This window comes from Agromyces aurantiacus, assembly GCF_016907355.1.
GTDB lineage: Bacteria > Actinomycetota > Actinomycetes > Actinomycetales > Microbacteriaceae > Agromyces > Agromyces aurantiacus.
On the sequence record NZ_JAFBBW010000001.1, the window covers coordinates 1576700 to 1595157 of the forward strand.

Annotated in this window: 20 protein-coding genes and 1 tRNA gene; 7 read left to right on the top strand and 14 right to left on the bottom strand. The window is 72.7% G+C overall.

Going from position 1 to position 18458, the window contains the following annotated elements; genetic code table 11:
* The first annotated feature begins 29 nt into the window (after positions 1 to 29).
* Positions 30 to 105: transfer RNA gene (locus JOD46_RS07485), tRNA-Thr, on the top strand.
* Between the two features lie 32 nt (positions 106 to 137).
* Here JOD46_RS07485 and JOD46_RS07490 read toward each other — a convergent pair.
* Genes JOD46_RS07490 through JOD46_RS07500 form a run of 3 tightly spaced genes read right to left on the bottom strand, consistent with a single transcriptional unit; the run spans position 138 to position 2298 of the window.
* Positions 138 to 527 (bottom strand): OsmC family protein, encoded by a 390-nt coding sequence (locus JOD46_RS07490; RefSeq protein WP_204392995.1) that lies wholly within the window; start codon positions 525 to 527, stop codon positions 138 to 140.
* 26 nt (positions 528 to 553) lie between these two features.
* Complete coding sequence (locus tag JOD46_RS07495; RefSeq protein WP_204392997.1) at positions 554 to 1468, bottom strand: SGNH/GDSL hydrolase family protein; 915 nt, start codon at positions 1466 to 1468, stop codon at positions 554 to 556.
* A 14-nt stretch (positions 1469 to 1482) separates the two neighbouring features.
* Positions 1483 to 2298, bottom strand: coding sequence for an SGNH/GDSL hydrolase family protein (locus tag JOD46_RS07500; RefSeq protein ID WP_204392999.1), 816 nt, complete (start codon positions 2296 to 2298; stop codon positions 1483 to 1485).
* A gap of 105 nt (positions 2299 to 2403) precedes the next feature.
* Between JOD46_RS07500 and JOD46_RS07505 the strand changes: the two genes are divergently transcribed.
* The 6 genes from JOD46_RS07505 to JOD46_RS07530 all read left to right on the top strand — a co-directional run bounded on the left by JOD46_RS07505 (position 2404) and on the right by JOD46_RS07530 (position 8414).
* Positions 2404 to 3393, top strand: coding sequence for a Gfo/Idh/MocA family protein (locus JOD46_RS07505; RefSeq protein ID WP_204393001.1), 990 nt, complete (start codon positions 2404 to 2406; stop codon positions 3391 to 3393).
* Positions 3390 to 4622 carry a M20/M25/M40 family metallo-hydrolase gene (locus tag JOD46_RS07510; protein WP_307834950.1) on the top strand — a complete coding sequence of 411 codons (1233 nt, stop codon included), beginning with the start codon at positions 3390 to 3392 and terminating at the stop codon, positions 4620 to 4622. The genes JOD46_RS07505 and JOD46_RS07510 overlap by 4 nt, the downstream gene beginning before the upstream one ends.
* A 77-nt stretch (positions 4623 to 4699) precedes the next feature.
* Positions 4700 to 6244, top strand: a complete 1545-nt coding sequence (locus JOD46_RS07515; RefSeq protein WP_307834951.1) for a D-alanyl-D-alanine carboxypeptidase/D-alanyl-D-alanine-endopeptidase — start codon at positions 4700 to 4702, stop codon at positions 6242 to 6244.
* A 102-nt stretch (positions 6245 to 6346) separates the two neighbouring features.
* Positions 6347 to 7000, top strand: a complete 654-nt coding sequence (locus JOD46_RS07520) for an isochorismatase family protein (RefSeq protein ID WP_204393005.1) — start codon at positions 6347 to 6349, stop codon at positions 6998 to 7000.
* The gene (locus JOD46_RS07525; RefSeq protein ID WP_204393007.1) at positions 6997 to 7770 is read left to right on the top strand and encodes an alpha/beta fold hydrolase; all 774 of its coding nucleotides are present in this window, start codon (positions 6997 to 6999) and stop codon (positions 7768 to 7770) included. Before JOD46_RS07520 ends, JOD46_RS07525 begins: the two co-directional genes overlap by 4 nt.
* An 86-nt stretch (positions 7771 to 7856) precedes the next feature.
* Positions 7857 to 8414 carry a MarR family winged helix-turn-helix transcriptional regulator gene (locus JOD46_RS07530; RefSeq protein WP_307834952.1) on the top strand — a complete coding sequence of 186 codons (558 nt, stop codon included), beginning with the start codon at positions 7857 to 7859 and terminating at the stop codon, positions 8412 to 8414.
* 80 nt (positions 8415 to 8494) lie between these two features.
* On the opposite strand, the gene JOD46_RS07535 is transcribed toward JOD46_RS07530, so the two are convergent.
* The 11 genes from JOD46_RS07535 to hpaH form a co-directional block, all read right to left on the bottom strand.
* The gene (locus JOD46_RS07535; protein ID WP_166670938.1) at positions 8495 to 8659 is read right to left on the bottom strand and encodes a hypothetical protein; all 165 of its coding nucleotides are present in this window, start codon (positions 8657 to 8659) and stop codon (positions 8495 to 8497) included.
* Between the two features lie 114 nt (positions 8660 to 8773).
* Complete coding sequence (locus JOD46_RS07540) at positions 8774 to 9025, bottom strand: hypothetical protein (protein WP_204393009.1); 252 nt, start codon at positions 9023 to 9025, stop codon at positions 8774 to 8776.
* Positions 9026 to 9220: 195 nt separating this feature from the next.
* The gene (locus JOD46_RS07545) at positions 9221 to 10075 is read right to left on the bottom strand and encodes a glycosyltransferase family 2 protein (RefSeq protein ID WP_204393011.1); all 855 of its coding nucleotides are present in this window, start codon (positions 10073 to 10075) and stop codon (positions 9221 to 9223) included.
* The gene (locus JOD46_RS07550) at positions 10072 to 11409 is read right to left on the bottom strand and encodes an NAD(P)/FAD-dependent oxidoreductase (protein WP_307834953.1); all 1338 of its coding nucleotides are present in this window, start codon (positions 11407 to 11409) and stop codon (positions 10072 to 10074) included. The genes JOD46_RS07545 and JOD46_RS07550 overlap by 4 nt, the downstream gene beginning before the upstream one ends.
* Positions 11292 to 11711: a sugar 3,4-ketoisomerase gene (locus JOD46_RS07555; RefSeq protein ID WP_204393015.1), complete on the bottom strand. Its 420-nt coding sequence runs from the start codon at positions 11709 to 11711 to the stop codon at positions 11292 to 11294. The genes JOD46_RS07550 and JOD46_RS07555 overlap by 118 nt, the downstream gene beginning before the upstream one ends.
* A gap of 61 nt (positions 11712 to 11772) precedes the next feature.
* Positions 11773 to 12939 (bottom strand): 3,4-dihydroxyphenylacetate 2,3-dioxygenase, encoded by a 1167-nt coding sequence (gene hpaD, locus JOD46_RS07560; RefSeq protein ID WP_204393017.1) that lies wholly within the window; start codon positions 12937 to 12939, stop codon positions 11773 to 11775.
* Between the two features lie 40 nt (positions 12940 to 12979).
* Positions 12980 to 14515, bottom strand: coding sequence for a 5-carboxymethyl-2-hydroxymuconate semialdehyde dehydrogenase (gene hpaE / locus JOD46_RS07565; RefSeq protein ID WP_204393019.1), 1536 nt, complete (start codon positions 14513 to 14515; stop codon positions 12980 to 12982).
* A complete protein-coding gene (locus JOD46_RS07570) occupies positions 14512 to 15267 on the bottom strand; it encodes a GntR family transcriptional regulator (protein WP_204393021.1) in 756 nt (251 codons plus the stop codon). Before JOD46_RS07570 ends, hpaE begins: the two co-directional genes overlap by 4 nt.
* Entirely contained in the window at positions 15264 to 16772 is a 1509-nt protein-coding gene (locus JOD46_RS07575; RefSeq protein WP_204393023.1) for a fumarylacetoacetate hydrolase family protein, read from the bottom strand. Before JOD46_RS07575 ends, JOD46_RS07570 begins: the two co-directional genes overlap by 4 nt.
* A gap of 64 nt (positions 16773 to 16836) precedes the next feature.
* The gene (locus JOD46_RS07580; RefSeq protein ID WP_307834954.1) at positions 16837 to 17655 is read right to left on the bottom strand and encodes an HpcH/HpaI aldolase family protein; all 819 of its coding nucleotides are present in this window, start codon (positions 17653 to 17655) and stop codon (positions 16837 to 16839) included.
* Entirely contained in the window at positions 17640 to 18425 is a 786-nt protein-coding gene (gene hpaH / locus JOD46_RS07585) for a 2-oxo-hept-4-ene-1,7-dioate hydratase (RefSeq protein ID WP_204393025.1), read from the bottom strand. The genes JOD46_RS07580 and hpaH overlap by 16 nt, the downstream gene beginning before the upstream one ends.
* Between the last annotated feature and the right edge of the window lie 33 nt (positions 18426 to 18458).

Sequence of the window (18458 nt, forward strand, 5' to 3'; positions counted from 1 at the left end):
CCGTCCGGTCTCGACCGGAATGCGGTCACGCCGCCTTAGCTCAGTCGGCAGAGCGATTCACTCGTAATGAATAGGTCGTGGGTTCGATTCCCACAGGCGGCTCCACTCGAAGGGCCCGGATCCGTCCGGGCCTTTCGTCATTCCCGCCGGGCGACGCGCGCCCCCGCGCGGATGGCGCGCGGGATCTCGGCCGCGTCGTCGACCGCTGCCGAGACCCGGGCGAGGTCGTCGGCGGGCGCCGTCGAGTCGAGGGTCACCGCGTACTCGATGCCCGTCGAGCGCCACCCGTCGTCGAAGCCGCCGTCGACCTCGACGGCGATGCCGTCGATCGGTATCCCGAGGCGTCGCGCCTCGCGGTAGGTGTCGTTGAGCACGCAGAGCGCCACGGACAGGTGCAGCACCTGTGCGCCGTTCGTCGCCGGACCGGCGACGACGCCCTCCTCGGTCCAGGTGTGCTGCAGACGGACGTCGCCGGGCCCGCGAAGGGTCCCGGCCGAGGCGCGCACGCCGAACGGGCTCAGGTCCATGCCCTGATTCTCCTCCGCGAACGTGCTCAGGGCACGGGAACGGCGCGGATCGCGTTCGCGTACGCGACGTAGCCCGTCGCGTTCGGGTGGAAGCCGGCGACCGTGTTGAGCCAGCTCCAGTCGTTGATCCACGGGGTGGTGCTCCCGATGCCGTGCCCCGCGAAGTCGTCCATGACGTCGACGAAGACCGCGCCGTTCGACTCGGCGACGGACTGGATGACGCCGTTTAGCACGGCCGTCTCGTCGTTGACCTCGTCGGCCCAGGTGTACTTCGGGTTGACCCCGGAGGAGTTCTCGTGGAAGAGCAGCGGATACCCCGTCACCACGATCTTCGCGTCGGGTTCGGTCCGGTTCCGAATCGCGGCGATGACGGCGGCCACGTCGTCGCGGAAGTCCTGCGACGTCGCGATGGCCGCGCCCGCGTCGATCCGCGACTGGCACGAGTTCGAGACCAGGACGAAGCAGTCGCGCATCACGTCGGAGAAGCCGACATCGTTGCCGCCCACGGTCACCGTCACGAGCTTCGCGGTGGTCGAGATCGTGGCGACCTGGGCGAGCGTCTCGACCGTCGACGCGCCGGAGCAGGCGGGGAACGAGACGAGCTTGCGGTTCGCGTCGGCGTCGATCAGCTTCGGGTAGCTCTTCGAGCTCCGATAGCAGGAGGTGTCGAGGTAGCTTCCGGCTCCCACGCCGGCCGCGAAGGAGTCGCCGACGGCGGCGAACGCGAGCTCGGAGGACCCTCCGCCGCCACCGCCGGGCTTCGTCGGCTTGTCGGGCTTCGCCGCGGACACGGCGGCCGATGCGGGGGCGGCCGGAGCGGCGACGGCGGCACCGAGCGCGACGGCGAGCGCGGCGAGGAGTGCGGCGGCGAGCAGCACCCCGCGGCGACGTGGTCGCTCGGCCGGGGTGTCGCGGTGGATGGCGGCGACGGTGGCGCGCATCTCGTCCTCCTTCGTCAGTTCGCGAGTGCGGTGAGGATGGCGTCCCGGTACACGCCCTGGCCCACTGCGGTCGGGTGCAGGAACGTGAGCGGGTCGTCCTGGTCGGCGCCGAGCCACGGGTCGGCATCGCCCACCTGGTGACCGAGGTACGCGAGCGCGAGGCTCCGGTACTCCACGTCGGCACCGGCCGCGCCCGCGGCCGCCGCGGCCGCCTGGATCTGCGCGTCGAGTGAGGCGGTCGCGGCGTTGACCGTGTCGGTCAGCGTGCTCAGCCCGTTCACGAACGGGACCGGATAGTCGGTCACGACGATGTGGGCCCGCGGTGCGCGATCGGCGATCGCGAGCAGGAGCGACGCGAGGTCGTCTCCGATGGTGCCGGAGGCCAGGAGCTGCTGCGCCTCGATCACGGCCGTCGCACACGCGAGCGAGTCCGGATCGGGCGCGCAGACCGCGAAGACGGCACCGACGTCGAGGTCGTTGCCGCCGACGGTGAGCGTCACGAGGGTCGTGCCGCGGTTGACCTGGGAGAGCTGGGTGGCGGCGACGTCCGCGATGTCCGCGCCGCTGCACGCGGCGAACCGGAGCAGGTTGGTCCGCGGCTCGGCGTCGAGCAGCACCGGGTAGGCGGCGCTGCTCCGCAGGCACGCGTCGAGGGGGGCCGCGGCGCCCTGCCCCGCGGCGTACGAGTCGCCGAGCGCGACGTACCGCGCGACGGGCGCGGGAGGCTCCGCGGCGACGGGAGCGGCGGCGCCGACGACGCCGACGAGGGCGACGAGGGCCGCGACGGTCGAGCCGATGATTCGGCTCCTTCGGATCGAACGTGCCGACATGTGCGAACCGTAGCGAGAAGCCGAGGGATCCACACATCCCAGTACGGGTGTCATCTGGAATGTCGACTCCGTTTCGCCGTCGGCCGCGCCGATAGGCTGGCGCCCATGACCGACGGACTTCGCTGGGGCATCCTCGCCACGGGCGGCATCGCGCGCCTCTTCACCAACGACCTCACGCTCAACGGATTCGACGTGCGTGCCGCGGGCTCGCGCTCGCTCGAGTCCGCCGAGGCGTTCGTGAGCGACTTCGACGTCCCGACCGCCTACGGCAGCTACGAGGAGCTCGTCGCCGACCCCGGGATCGACGCCGTGTACGTCGCCACGCCGCATCCGTGGCACGCGGCGAACGCCCTCCTCGCGATCGAGGCCGGCAAGCACGTGCTGATCGAGAAGCCCTTCACGCTCAACGAGGCCGAGGCCAGGCGCGTGGCCGACGCCGCTCGCGATCGCGGCGTGCTCGCGCTCGAGGCGATGTGGACGCGGTACCTGCCGCACATGGAGCGCGTGCGCGAGATCGCGGCGTCGGGCGTGCTGGGCGAGGTGCGCTCGCTCATCGCCGACCACACGCAGAAGCTGCCCGACGACCCGACCCACCGCCTCAACGCGCTCGAGCTCGGCGGAGGCGCCCTCCTCGACCTCGGCATCTACCCGGTCTCGTTCGCGTGGGACCTGTTCGGGGCGCCGTCGACGATCCAGTCCACGGCGGTGTTCCGGTCCACCGGCGCCGACGTCGAGATCTCGGTGCAGTTCGGCTACGACGACGGGCGTATCGCGTCGACGTTCTCGTCGAGCGACGCGGCGGGGCCGAACCGCGCCGTGGTCCTCGGGACCGAGGCGCGCATCGAGATCGACCCGGTCTGGTACACCCCGACCTCGTTCCGGGTCGTGCAACCGGATGGCACGGTCCTCGAGGAGTTCCGCTCCGACGTGGTCGGCCGGGGCATGCACTTCCAGGCCGCGGCGCTCGAGCGTCTCGTGGCCGAGGGTCGCCTCGACGGCGGCGACGTGCTCTCCACCGAGGAGTCCGTCGCGATCATGGGCACGCTCGACCGGATCCGCGCGGAGATCGGCCTGCGCTACCCCGGCGAGGAGTGATCGGCACGGCCGCGCCCGGCGCCACCTCGGCCGACGAGGTCGTGACGCTCGCGCGCCGGCTGATCGCGATCGACGCCACCAACCCGTCGCTCGTGCCCGGCGGTGCGGGTGAGCGCGAGCTGGCGATATTCGTCGCGGCGTGGCTCGACGAGCGCGGCTTCCAGGTGCAGCTCATGGGCGCCGATCCCGCGCGGCCGAGCGTGCTGGCGCGCCGCGGAGGTCGTGGCGACGGCGCGGCCCTGCTGCTCGCCGGGCACCTCGACACGGTCGGCGGGCCGGGAACCGGGGCCGGATCGGCGGCGGACGGCGCGGCCGCGGTGGGCGAAGGGGGCGCCGACGAGGACCGCCTCGTCGGACGCGGCGCCTACGACATGGCGGGCGGTCTGGCCGCGGCGATGGTCGCGGCCGCATTCGCCCCGCCGGGCCTGGCGGGCGATGTCGTGCTCGCGTTCGCCGCCGACGAGGAGTTCGGCTCGGTCGGCATGGAGGAGCTGCTGGCCGCGATCGACGCCGAGCCGCAGACTGCGCGCGCGGCGCGGCCCGACGCCGCGATCGTGCTCGAGCCCACCGACCTCGAGGTCACGCTCGCCCACCGCGGATTCGCGTGGTTCCGCGTCGAGTACGAGGGGCTCGCGGCGCACGGCTCGCAACCCGAACTGGGCATCGACGCGATCGACCGGGCCCTCGAGGGCATGATCGCGCTGCGAGGCCTCGCCGTTGAGCTCGCTGCGCGCCCGCGCCACCCGCTGCTCGGCGCCGGAGGGGTGCGCGTCGCCACGGTCGAGGGCGGCACGGACGCCGCGACCGTCGCCGACCGGTGCACGCTCATCGTCGAGCGGCGCACGCTGCCGGGCGAGGAGGACCCGGGTGCCGAGCTGGCTCGCGTGCTCGCGGCGTCGCGACCCGCGCGCATCGTGCCGCTCGTCGCGCGAGCCGCGATGGAGGCCGATCCCGACGCGCGCATCGCCCGGGCGGTGCTCGCCGCGGTCGAACGCGCCACGGGTTCGCCCGCCGTGCGCCGCGGCGACCCGTGGTGGACCGACGCGGGGCTCATCGCCGACGCGGGCATCCCGGTGGTGCTCGTGGGCCCGGTGGGCGGCGGCGCCCACGCCGACGAGGAGTGGGTGTCGGCGGCCTCGCTGCGTACGCTCGTCGAGGTCGTCGGCTCGGTCATCGTCGACGTCTGCGGGCGCGCCGCCGGTCCCGGCGCGCACCCGGCCGTCGGCTGAGCGGCCGGCGGTCGGCGGTCGGTGGCCGGCGGTCGGCTCCCGGCTCCCGTCCGGCCCGGGTCCGTACAATGCCGCGGGTGGACGACGAGACGGATGGCGCGCCCGGCCCGGGCACGCCGACCCCCGCCGCACCGGCGGACGGCGACGGCGACGGCGCCGGCTCGCCGACCCCGCCCGACCGCGACCAGGGCGAGGGCAGACGGCCACGCGGCATCCGTGGCCTGATCGCCCGCCACCGCACGCTCGCGGCCGCCGCCGCGCTCGTCGCGGTCGCGCTCGCCGGCGGGGGAGCGGTCGCGCTCGGCACCGCGCTGAGCGGACCGCCGTCGGCGGCACCCGCGCCCCTGCCCACCCCGACGGCCACGCCGACGCCCACCCCGACCCCCACGCCCGAGGCCGCGCCCGCGACCACCGAGCCGCCGGCGCGCGTGCGCACGTGCTCCGTCGCCGACCTCGCTGCCGACCCGCGCCTGGCGAACCTGCAGGCGCAGGTCATGAACGCGGCGACCGGCGAGGTGCTGTTCGACCGCGGCGGCCTGACCGCGTCGCGCACCGCGAGCGTCATGAAGGTGCTCACCTCGGCGGCGGCCCTCGCGGTCTTCGCGCCCGATCACCGCTTCGTGACCACGGTCGTGACGGGCGACGAGCCCGGCTCCGTGGTCCTCGTCGGCGGCGGCGACGTCACGCTCTCGCGCACGCCGAGCGGCAGCGAGACCGTCTACCCCGGCGCCGCGCACCTCGAGGACCTCGCCCGGCAGGTCCGCGCGGCATGGGACGCCGACCCCGCCAACCCACCGCTCACGAAGCTCGTGCTCGACGCCTCCCTGTTCGGCGGCGAGACCTGGCACGCGAGCTGGGATCCGGCCGAGCGCGAGCTCGGCTACATGCCGAACATCACCGCCCTGATGGTCGACGGCGACCGCGAGGACCCGTACGCGAACACGTCGGCGCGCAGCACCGACCCGGTCGCCCGGGCCGGCGAGGCGTTCGCCGCCGAACTCGGCGGCATCGCGTCGATCGAGCTCGGCACGGCTCCCGGCGGCGCCGCCGAGCTCGGCCGCGTCTGGTCACCGACGGTCGCGCAGCTCGTCGAGAAGTCTCTCATCGTCTCCGACAACACCGCGGCCGAGATGCTCGCGCGGCAGGTCGCGATCGAGTCCGGCACGGGGAACACGTTCGCCGCGATCGACCCGGCCGTCCGCCAGGCGCTCGCGACCTACGGCATCGCGCGCGGCGGCATCCGCGTCGTCGACGGTTCGGGCCTCTCGCCCGATAACGCGGTGCCGCCCGCCTACCTCACGCGGCTCTTCGCGAAGGTCGAGGCGCGGGACGGCGCCCTCGGCGTCATCCTCGACGGCCTCCCGGTCGCGGGCCAGAAGGGCTCCCTCTCGTACGCCGACCGCTTCGCGGGCGACAATGCGGCAGCGGATGGCGCGGTGCTCGCCAAGACGGGATGGATCACGACCGGCTACACGCTCGCGGGCATCATCCACGCCCAGGACGGCACGACGCTGACCTTCGCGATCTACGCGCTCGGCGACGTCACCGATGCGGCGAAGCAGGCGATCGACACGCTCGCGACCGGGTTCTGGCGCTGCGGGGACGAACTCGCCGACGGCTGACCCATCGGCCCGGAGGGCCCGCCCCGAGGCATCCGGTTTCGCGCCAGAATGGAGTCGACGGCGGTCGCATCCGCCGGGACCCGAGGAGCGAAGGAGCCGATCATGAGTCGGACCCTGTTCATCATCGACGTGCAGAACGACTTCACCGAGGGCGGTGCGCTCGGCGTCGAGGGCGGTGCCGCGGTCGCCGCGGGCATCACGGAGTACCTCGCCGAGCACGGCGAGGCCTACGACCTCGTGGTCGCCTCGCGCGACTGGCACCACGCCGACGACGACAACGGCGGGCATTTCGCCACGGATGCCGCCCCCGACTTCGTCACGACCTGGCCGAAGCACTGCATGGCCGGTACGCCGGGCGCCGAGTACCACCCCGCGCTCGACACGTCGCGCGTCGACGTGCACATCCGCAAGGGCCAGGGCGTTCCCGCGTACTCGATCTTCGAGGGCACGGATGACGCGGGCGCGTCGATCGGCGAGGTGCTCACGCAGCACGGGATCACCGATGTCGACGTGGTCGGCATCGCCACCGACTACTGCGTCCGGGCGAGCGCGCTCGACGCGCTCGAGCACGGGCAGCACGTGCGCGTGCTGCGCGACCTCGTCGCCGGTGTCGCTCCCGAGTCGTCCGAGGCGGCGCTCGCCGAGCTCGGGCACGCGGGGGCCGCGATCGTGGAGTCCGGGGCGCTGCCGACCGCCGGGGCCGGCGCGCCCGAGGACGGAGACGGCGAGGCCGGCACGGCGGGGGATCGCGCGTGATCCCGAGCCCGGCCGCGGCCCCCGTCCTCCACGCCGAGGCGGGCGACGGCACGCTCATCGCCTACCGCCTGCACGGCGACCTCGCGACGGGGGACGGCGCGCCGCCCGTGCTCCTCGTCCACGGGTTCGCCTCGACCGCGGCGGTGACCTGGGAGGGGACCGGCTGGGTCCGTGCGCTGCAGGATGCCGGCCGCGCGGTGATCACGCTCGACCTCCGTGGTCACGGCGAGAGCGACAAGCCGACCACGGGCGATGCCTACGCCCCCGACCGGCTGGGCGCCGACCTCGTCGCCGTGCTCGACTCCGCGGGCGCGCGCGTCGTCGACGTCATCGGCTACTCGATGGGCAACCGCGTCGTGTCGGCGCTGTGCGAGCTCGCGCCCGATCGGGTGCGCCGGGTCGTCGTCGGCGGAGCCGGGCCCTCCGAGCTCTTCGCCACATGGAGCCTCGACGAGGCTCGGGCCTACCTCATCGACGACGTGCCGCCGCGCAACCCGCTGATCACCGAGGTGCTCTCACCGGCGCTCCGGGCGGGCGCCGACCGCGAGGCGCTGCTGGCCTGCATCGAGGGCGTGCAGGGTGCGCCCCTCGCGATCCCGGGCGCGATCCCGGTGCTGTTCGTCGCCGGCGAGGAGGATCCGGTGCCGCGCGGCGTGCAGCAGCTCGCGCTCGACTGGGGCAGCGACCTCGTCACCATCCCGGGGCGCGACCACATCTCGACCCTCACGGCGCGCGCGTTCAAGGACGCGGCGATCGACTTCCTGGCCTGAGCGGGCGCGGCGGCGATCCGGCGCGAGGTGCCCGACGCGGCGAGCAGGGTTCCCGAGGCGGTCGCGGGTCGAACTATGGTGTCAGGGTGTCCAGTTCCAACGGCTTCGAATCGAGCGGCTATTGGTATCACGCCGATGCCACGCGCATCGGCAGCGTGGACGTGCTCAACCTGCTCCGCAGGTACCGCGCGGCCGACCAGGAGATGCGGCGTCGCACGCGCGATTCCATGGGGATGGGCGAGACCGACCTGCTCGCCCTCCGCTACGTGCTCAAGGCCGAGCGGGAGGGCGAGCTGCTGACGCCGGGCCTGCTCGCGCGCAGGCTCGGCATCTCGACGGCCTCGACCACAGTGCTCATCGACCGGCTCGAGCGCAGCGGGCACCTCGCCCGCCGGCCGCATCCGACCGACCGGCGCTCGCTCGTCGTGGTCAGCACGACCGACAGCGATGACGAGGTGCGGCAGACGCTCGGCCGCATGCACCGCGCGATGATCGACCTCGCCGACTCGCTCGATCCCGACGAGCTGCGGACGGTGGCTCGCTTCCTCGCGGGCATGATCGACGCGGTCGCACTGGCCGACGCCGGTGCCGACGCGCACGGTCACGCTGCCGCAGGCGCCCGGGTTCCGCACGCGGCGTCCTAGCCCGGCCGCCGGGCGCGCCATCCGCACCCGGACATGCCGACGGGCCGCCGCGTCGTCGCGACGGCCCGTGCGGGGATGGGTCAGGGCGTGCGGTTGCCGGTGAGCATCCGCACGAGCCAGATGATCACCGCCAGCACGAGCAGGATGATGCCGACCCAGAGCAGGAAGTTCAGGGACTGCACGAAGCCGCCGGTGAACAGCAGGATGACGGCGATGATGGCGACGATGATGAGCAGGGTGTTCACGGAAGTGCCTTTCTGTCGGCGATGCACCGCACCACGCGGTGTCTCCATGGGGGATGGCGGGATCTCCTTGGTGATCCCGTTCGGCTTGCGCGTCGGCGGCCGACCGGGGCCGAGTCAGGCAGCGGGAGTGGGGACCTCGTCGGACCCGTCGTGCCCCTCGAGCGCCTCGATGAGGCCCTGCTCGAGCTCGGCGGGGACGGCGTAGAGTACGCCGCCCGTGATGGCATCGTGCTCGATCATCGCGGCCGCATGGATCTCGGCCCGCGGGATCGCGGGGTAGCGCGCGCTCATGCGCTCGAGCAACCGCTCGAAGTCGATGAGTTCGCGGCCTCCGGCGATGCCGATCACGCCGTCCGTGCTGTCCATTGCTGTCACTGTAGCCGACGGCGCTGTGGAGACCCGGGGGGCCCCGACCCCCCGGGGCCTTCCCCCCGGCCGTGATCGCCCGCTGTGCGGTCGTTCCCTTGTCCGCGATCACAGGACTACAAGACCACAACGTAGTTAGATTGTCTAGGCATTCCACGAGGGCTCGGGATGCGATACCCTCCTCCGCCCGATGCGTCAGAGGCCGAGGCGTCGGAATGTCCGCTTGATGCCGGGCGGGAGCCGGCGACCGAGCACGCGCCGCCGCAGGTGCCCCGCGAGCAGGGCCTTCTGCACCGTGCCGAGGCGGGCGCTCCGCCGGATCTCGGCGATGCCGGCACGCTGGAGCGCGACGCGCTGGTCGGCGTCGTGCGGCCAGCGCTTCGAGAGGCTGCCCGACATGTAGTGCTTCGTGCACAGGACCTCGGGCACCCGAACGAACTCGCCGATCAGGGCGAGTCCGAGCAGCCAGGTCCAGTCGGCGGAGTACTCGCCGCGCTCATTGGGGTGGATCCCGCCGAGCTCGGCGAACCCCGAGGCGCGGAAGAGCCCGCGATTGGGGACCCACCAGTCTCCCGGGCGGTGCACCATCACCCGGCCGCGGGCCATCGCGGACTCGAGCCCGTCGAGCTCGTCGAACGCATGACGCGTCACCGTGCCGTCGAGCTCGTGCAGCTCCATGTCGCTGAAGGCGAGGACGGCGCCCGGCCGGTCGCGCAGCGCGGCCACGAGGGCCTCGACGTACGTCGGTGCCACCACGTCGTCGTGGAAGGCGAAGAACAGCAGCTCGCCCCGCGCGTTCGCCATGAGGTCGTTCGAGTTGCCGAGCCATCCGAGGTTCGACTCGCGCTCGAGGATGCGCGTGTTCGGGTGGCGCTCGGCGAAGCGACGCACGACCTCGAGCGTGTCGTCGGTCGAGCGGTCGTCGCCGATCAGGATCTCCAGGTTCGGCCAGGTCTGTGCGGCGAGGCTGTCGAGCGTGCGCGTGATGAACGCCGCGCCGTTGTACGTGGGCACCAGCGCGGTGACGAGGGGCGTCCAGGCGCGGGTCATCGGGCCCGTCCCGCGGGGCCGGCGATCTCCTCGGCGAGCTCGCGCGCCAGCCACGGCGCGGTGGAGTACTTGCCCGTGTCGACCGAGAAGTACGTGCCGAGCCGCTCGACGCCGTAGCGGTCGCGGCGGTGCAGCCCGGAGCGGGGGTCGTCGAGCGCCCCCGCGCCGCGCGCGAAGACGAAGCCGCCGTGCACCACGACCGATTCGGCGTCGTCGAGCACCGCACCCACGCCGGGCATGATCGGCTCGAGCGCCGCCCGCACGCGGGCCGCGAACGCCTCCGCGCCGGCACCGGTGGGCGTAGGCGGCGTCGCGAGTTCCAGCCCGTCCGACTGGGCCACGAGGCCCACCGGGTACCAGGAGAGGTAGAAGTCGCGGCCGTTGTAGTTCTTCACGTCGCCGAACGGGCCGACGGCCACGAGCGCGCTCGGCATCTCCTGCACGGTGCGCGTGCGAACGAACAGGCACAGCCGGTAGCGGTGGGTCCACGGCCGCTGCGGCGTGAGTCCGGCGGTCACGTCGATCGGCAACCGTCCGCTCCACAGGGCGTTCACCACGACGTCGACGTCCTCGTGCGCGCCGTCGGCGGTGTTCACGCGCCAGGCGTCGACCGCGTCGCCCCGTCGCTCCACGCCGACGACGGTCGTGCCGAGTCGTTGCGTGACGCCGGCCTGCGACGCGAGTACGGCGGTGAGCCGATCCGCCACCCACCGCGTCTCGACGGAGCGCTCGGGCACGCGGTACCCGGCCACGATCTCGGGGCCGGTGAGCTCGGCCAGCTCGGACGGCGGGATGGCGGTCGCGCGGGCGTCGGAGACGTCGACCAGGTAGCGCGCGGCATCCGGATGCTCGCGGACGAGCCCGCTCACTGCCTCGAACCGCGCCCGGAGCAGGTCGGGACCCACGACGGAGTCGCGGTGCACCAGGTAGATGTCGTCCTCGGTCGTCGCGTGGCCGTCGAGGTCCTCCTCGACGAGCTCGCGCAGCCGCTCGGCGAACTGCAGGCCGCCGGTCAGCAGGTGCTGCGCCGTGGCGAGCGTGGGGTCGGCGCCGTAGATGTACCCGAGGTGGATCTTGCCCTCGTTCCACCGGCTGGCGGCCGCCATGGGTGCGGGCTCCCGATCGATGATCGTCACCTCGACGCCGCGGCGCGCGAGGTGGATCGCCACCGAGCTGCCCATGATGCCCGCACCGAGGACGGCTGCGCGAACCCGCCTCACCGCGCGGTCTCCGGCCCGCCGGGCGCCTCGTGCGCGTACTCGTCGGCCTCGTACCGGCCGTCGGCGAACACGATGAGCGCCGCACCGTCGTCGAGATAGGTCTGCTGCGCCCACACGCCCGCTTCGATCAGCACGGCGGGATGCTCCTCGTCGAGGGTCAGCCGGGCGAGCTGCCCGTCGCGGCGGAGCTCGAGCTCGATCGTGCCGCTCGCGCGGAAGAGCACCTGCCGCACGCGCCGGTGCGCGTGACCGCCGCGGACGGCGCCGCGCGGCGCGTCGACCACGAAGGTGCGGACCACCCGGAACCCGAGGTCGTCGAACGTGAGTGGAACGAGCGAACCCCGCTCGTCGCGGAAGCGGTCGAGTTCGAGGACTCGCACCATCCCGTCGAGGAGCGGGGTTCGTTCGGTCGGCATGCTCAGACTGTAGCGGCCCGCCGCGGCTCGGGAGGCGTCGATGACGCCTCCCGAGCGGGGGTCAGAGCTGGTGGCCGAGCTTGTACTCGCCCTGCTTCCACTCCGGCATCGATTCCTCGCCCTCGCCCTGGCGCGTGTACGAGAAGCCGTCGGCGCCGATTGTCACGGCCATCTCGCTCGCGTCGGTGCGCGCGACGACCTCCTTGGGGTTCCCGTCGAGGTCGAGCACCAGCGAGGCCTCGGTGTACCACGAGGGCACGACCGGGTTGCCCCACCAGTCGCGGCGCTGGTTGTCGTGCACGTCCCAGGTGACCACGGGGTTGTCGGGGTCGCCGGTGTAGTAGTCCTGCGTGTAGATCTCGACGCGGTGGCCGTCGGGGTCGCGCAGGTAGAGGTAGAACGCGTTCGAGACTCCGTGACGTCCGGGGCCGCGCTCGATGCGGTCGCTCTGGCGGAGCGCGCCGAGCTTGTCGCAGATGGCGAGGATGTTGTGCTTCTCGTGGGTCGAGAACGCGACGTGGTGCATGCGGGGGCCGTCGCCACCGGTCATGGCGGTGTCGTGCACGGTGGGCTTGCGGCGCATCCACGCGGCGTACACCGTGCCCTCCTCGTCCTGGATGTCCTCGGTCACCCGGAAGCCGAGGTCCTGCATGAACTTCGTGGCGCGCGGGACATCCGGGGTGACCTGGTTGAAGTGGTCGAGCCGCACGAGCGCGCCCGGCGTGTACAGGTCGTAGCGCCACGCGAGGCGCTCGACGTGCTCGACGTCGTGGAAGAACTCGTACGGGAAGCCCAGCGGGTCCTCGACGCGCACCGAGTCGCCGATGCCCTTCGTGAAGCCCTCGGCGCGACGCTCGACGCGGCAGCCGAGCTCGGTGTAGAACGCGACGGCCGTGTCGAGGTCCTCGGGAGTGCGCACGCGGTAGCTGAACGCGGCCACCGCGGCGACGGGGCCCTTGCGCAGCACGAGGTTGTGGTGGATGAACTCCTCGAGCGAGCGGAGGTAGACGGTCTCCTCGTCCTCCTCGGTCACGGTCAGGCCGAGCACGTCGACGTAGAACGCGCGCGAGCGTGCGAGGTCGGTCACCACGAGCTCCATGTAGGCGCAGCGCAGGATGTCGGGGGCCGGCGCCGACGGGGTCGGGATGGGGTCGTCGGTGTGGATGGGCGCCTCCTGGCTCACGTAGAAGCCCGAGGAGGTCAGCGTCTTGTCGTCGCGGTTGGTCATGTCAGCGTCCTTGCCTGTGGTGAGTCGATGGGATGGCGCCTCAGCGCGGGTCCGGGTCGTCGAGGTCGGTCTCGTCGTGGTGCTCCTGCTTGCCGAACGTCGGGTTGTGCACGGCCCCGAGGGTGATGTGCACGGCCTGCTGGTCGGTGTAGAAGTCGATCGAGCGGTAGCCGCCCTCGTGGCCGAGGCCCGAGGCCTTCACGCCGCCGAAGGGCGTGCGCAGGTCGCGGACGTTGTTGGAGTTGAGCCACACCATGCCCGCCTCGACGGCCTGCGAGAAGTTGTGGGCGCGCTTGAGGTCGTTCGTCCAGATGTAGGCCGCGAGGCCGTACTTCACGCCGTTGGCGAGCTCGAGCGCCTCCTCGTCGGAGTCGAACGGCGTGATGGCGACGACCGGGCCGAAGATCTCCTCCTGGAAGATCCGGGCGTCCTTCGGGACGTCGGCGAAGACCGTCGGTGCGACGTAGTTGCCGGTGGGGAAGCCGTCGGGGCGACCGCCGCCGGCGACGAGGCGGCCCTCGGTCTTGCCGATCTCGACGTAGCTCATGACCTTCTCGTAGTGCTCGGGGTGCACGAGCGCGCCGACCTCGGTCTTGGGGTCGTGCGGGTCGCCGACCACCACTCGCTTCGCCTGCGCGGCGTACTTCTCGACGAACTCGTCGTAGATCGCACGCTCGACGAGGATGCGGCTGCCGGCCGTGCAGCGCTCGCCGTTCAGCGAGAACACGCCGAAGATGGTCGCGTCGACGGCCGCGTCGAGGTCGGCGTCGGCGAACACCACGGCGGGGCTCTTGCCGCCGAGCTCCATGGAGAGCCCCTTGAGGAACGGGGCGGCGTTGCCGAAGATGATCTGCCCGGTGCGGCTCTCACCGGTGAACGAGATGAGCGGGACATCCGGATGCTTCACCAGCGCGTCGCCCGCCTCCTCGCCGAGGCCGTTGACGAGGTTGAAGACGCCCTTCGGCAGGCCCGCCTCCTCGAAGATGCCGGCCCACAGCGACGCCGACAGCGGCGTGAACTCGGCGGGCTTCAGCACGACCGTGTTGCCGGTCGCGAGAGCGGGTCCGAGCTTCCACGACTCGAGCATGAACGGCGTGTTCCACGGCGTGATGAGCCCGGCGACGCCGATCGGCTTGCGGTTGACGTAGTTCACCTGCCGGCCGGGCACCTTGTAGGTGTCGTCGGCCTGCGCCACGATCAGGTCGGCGAAGAACCGGAAGTTCTCGGCGGCGCGCCGCGCCTGGCCGAGCGCCTGCGTGATCGGCAGGCCCGAGTCGAACGACTCGAGCTCGGCGAGCTGCGCGTCGCGCGACTCGACGAGGTCGGCGATGCGGTGGAGCACGCGGGAGCGCTCGCGCGGCAGCATGCGCGGCCACGGCCCCTCGGTGAAGGCGCGCCGGGCGGCCGCGACCGCTCGGTCGATGTCGGCCTTCTGGCCCGCCGCGGCCTGCACGTAGGTCTCGTTGCTGACGGGGTCGAGCACGTCGAAGGTCTCGCCGCCGATCGAGTCGACGAACTCGCCGTCGATGTAGTGGCGGATGCGGTCGGGCAGGCCCTCGGGAACGAAATGCGTCATGCGATCTGTGCCTCCTGGTTCGAAGCGGATGCCGCGGCGGCGTCGCCGGGCTCGGAAACGGGTTCGGTCGTGGTGCGCGCGCCCGTGGCATCCGTCGGCGGCTTGTGCGTCGATTGGTACGCGAGCACGGCGTCGAGCGTCGCCGTGCGGTGCTCGCGGGCGGCGAGCTCGATCTCGATGGGGGCGGCGCCCCGCTCGATGAGGTCGAGGATGCGCGCGTGCTCGGCGACCGAGTCGCGCGCACGTCCGGGGACGAAGCTGAACGACGAGTCGCGGAGCACGCGCATGCGGTTCCAGCCGCGGTGCACGAGATCGAGCACGTGCGGGTTCGGGCATTCCTCGAAGAGGATGGCGTGGAACTCGAGGTTGAGCTCGGTGAAGCGGTGCGGGTCGAAGTCGTCGAGCGTGCGACGCATCCGCTCGTTGACCTCGCGCGCGCGGGCGAGGTGATCGGCGGTGAGTCGCGGCGCCGAGAGGCTCGTGGCGAACCCCTCGACGAGAGCGAGGGTCTCCATCGTGTGCTGGTACTCGGCCTCCTTCTGGAGGGCGACCTGCGCGCCGACGTTGCGCTCGAAGGTCACGAGCCCCTCGGCCTCGAGCCTGCGGATGGCCTCCCGCACGGGCACGACCGACACGTCGAGCTCGGCGGCGATCTGCGCGAGAACGAGCCGGTACCCGGGGACGTAGCGGCCGTCGTCGATGCGCTCGCGGAGGAAGCGGTAGGCGCGCTCGGACTTGCTCTCGGCGCTCATCGCTCGCCTGCCTCTCGCTCGTACCGTGCCCGCCAGTCGGCGTTCAAGGGGAACAGGCCGTCGACCGACTCGCCGCGGCCGACCTGCTCGGCGATCCAGGCGTCCTCGCGCTCCTGCGCCTCGCTCTCGGCGAGCACCTCGGCGACGAGCGCCGGCGGGATGACGATCACGCCGTCGCCGTCGCCCACGATCACGTCGCCGGGCTGCACGGCGGCGCCGCCGCAGGCGATCGTGACGTCGGTCTCCCACGGCACGTGGCGGCGGCCGAGCACGGCCGGGTGCGGGCCCTGCGAGAACACGGGCAGGCCGATCTCGGCGACCATGTCGGCGTCGCGCACGCCGCCGTCGGTCACGACGCCCGCGGCGCCGCGCACCTTCGCGCGCAGCGCGAGCACGTCGCCGACCGTGCCGGTGCGGCGCTCGCCGCGCGCCTCGACGACGAGGACCTCGCCGGGCTCGACGGTGTCGAACGCGCGCTTCTGCGCATTGAACCCGCCGCCGTGCGACGCGAAGAGGTCGGGGCGGAAGGGGACGAAGCGGAGCGTCTTCGCACGGCCGATGAGCCGCTGGCCGGGGCGGAGGGCCTGCACGCCCTCGATCACGATGTCGTGGTAGCCGCGCTTGCGGAGGGCGACCGACAGGGTGGCCACGCCGACGCGGCCCAGCCGCGCTCGGAGGTCGTCGCTGAGCTCGAAGACCGGGTCGGATGTCGCGGACTCTGCAGCTTCCGACGGCGCCGTCGCGCGCCCGGCCGCGACCGCCGCCGCGAGTTCCTCCTCGGAGCCCCATGCCTCGACGCGCTGCAGGTCGTCGACGGCGGGCCTCGTGCCGTGGTCGCCGAAGGGCTCGGCGCCCTCGGTGATGCGCGTCACGAGACGTCCGGACGAGGGCGAGCCCGGGGCATCCGGCGCGTCGACCTCGACCTCGACCACGTCACCGGGCACGACGACCGAGGAACCCGCCGGCGTGCCGGTGAGGATCACGTCGCCGGTCTCGAGCGTCATGAGCTGCGAGAGGTCGGCGATGAGCTGCGAGAACGGGAAGAGCAGGGTGTCGCTCGTGTCGTCCTGCACGAGCGCGCCGTTGACCCAGGTGCGCACGCGCAGCGCGTCGGGGGAGAGCTCGGCGGCGGGGATGAGTACGGGACCGATCGGCGTGAAGCCGTCGCCGCCCTTGGAGCGGACGTTCGAGCCCTTGTCGGCCGCGCGGAGGTCGTACAGCCCGAAGTCGTTCGCGGCCGTGACGGCGGCGACGTGCGACCACGCATCGGCGGGGGCGATGCGGCGGCCGGGCTCGCCGATCACGAGGGCGATCTCGCCCTCGAACGCGAGCAGCTCGGTGCCCGCGGGGCGCTCGAGCGTGGCGCCGGTCTCGGCGAGCGAGCTCGCGGGCTTGAAGAAGTAGCTCGGCGCGGCCGGCGTGCGGCCCCGCTGCGCGGCGCGCGAGGGGTAGTTCAGGTGCACGGCGATGATCTTGCCGGGGGTGGCGATGCCGTCGTGGGCCATGGAGCGTCCTCGTCTCTTCGTATCTGAAATCGTATACGATCCGGATGGCTGATGCAAGGGATCGTCAGTACGAGGTGCGGGGCGCGCCATCCGACGCCGTGGCGCCCGCGACGAACCGGTCGGCGAGTCCCTCGGAGGCGCGCGCCACGATCGACACGTCGGCCCCCACCGCGACGAAGGCGGCACCCGCGGCCAGGTACGCCTCGGCCTCGTCGGGCACGAACGCGTTCACGCCCGCGGGCTTGCCCGCCGCGGCCGCTGCGCGAAGCGCCGTGCGCACCGCCTCGACGACCTCGGGATGCGACGGCTCGCCGAGCCGGCCCATCGACGCGGCGAGGTCGGCCGGGCCCACGAAGATCGCGTCGACGCCGTCGACCGCGACGATCTCGTCGACGGCGGCGACGGCCGCGGCCGACTCGATCTGCACCGTGAGGCTCACGGTCGACGACGCGTTCGCCAGGTAGCCGGGTACGCGGTTCCAGCGCGACGAGCGCGCGAGCGACGCGCCCACGCCGCGCACGCCCCCGGCGGGGTAGCGGATGGCGCGCACGAGCTCCTCGGCGTGCGCCGCCGAGTCGACCATGGGCACGAGCAGGTTCTGCGCGCCGAGGTCGAGCACCTGCTTGATGACGACGGTGTCGCCGATCGGCACGCGCACGACCGGGGCGACGGGGTAGGCCGAGACCGCGTAGAGCTGCGCGAGGATCGACTCGAGGCCGTTGGGGGAGTGCTCGGCGTCGATGAGCACCCAGTCGACGCCGCTCCCGGCGACGATCTCGGCCATGATCGGGCTGCCCGAGCAGGCCCAGAGGCCGACGAGCGGGCGGTCGGCCGCGGCGAGCCGCGCGCCGAAGGTGTCGGGCAGGTTCATGCGAATCGGCACGTGATCGCTCCCAGGGGTCCGTACTCGGCATGGACGGTGTCGCCGCGCTCGACCCACATCGGGCGCGTGAACGAGCCGGCGAGGATGATCTCGCCGGCCTCGAGCGCCTGCCCGTGCTGGGCCAGCTTGTTCGCGAGCCAGGCCACGCCCATCGCCGGGTGGCCGAGCACGGCGCCCGCGACGCCCGACTCCTCGATGGTCTCGTTGCGGTAGAGCAGCGCGGGCACCCAGCGCAGGTCGACCGCGTCGACCTCGACCGGTGTGCCGCCGACGACCATCGCGCCCATGGCCGCGTTGTCGGAGATGGTGTCGACGATCGTGCGCCCCTGCATCTCGATGTGCGAGTTGAGGATCTCGAGTGCCGGCACGACGTAGGCCGTCGCGTCGAGCACGTCGAAGATCGTGGTCCCGGGGCCCGTGAGGGGCTTCGCGAGCACGAACGCGAGCTCGACTTCGATGCGCACGTTGGAGAAGCGGTCGTATTCGACGACCGCCCCCGACTCGTAGACCATGTCGTCGAGGATCACGCCGTAGTCGGGCTCGGTGATGCCCGTCGCGACCTGCATGACCTTGGACGTGAGGCCGATCTTGCGGCCCACGAGCCGGCGACCGCCCTCGATCGCGCGCTCGGCCCACAGCCGCTGCACGGCGTAGGCGTCCTCGACGGTCATCTCGGGGTTGCGGGCCATGAGGAGGGGAACCGTCGTGCGGTCGCGGTCGGCGGCGAGCAGTTCGTCGGCGATCTCGGTGATGCGTGCTGGGTCGAGCAATGTGTCTCCACTCCGTCGTCGAGGCCTGCGGGT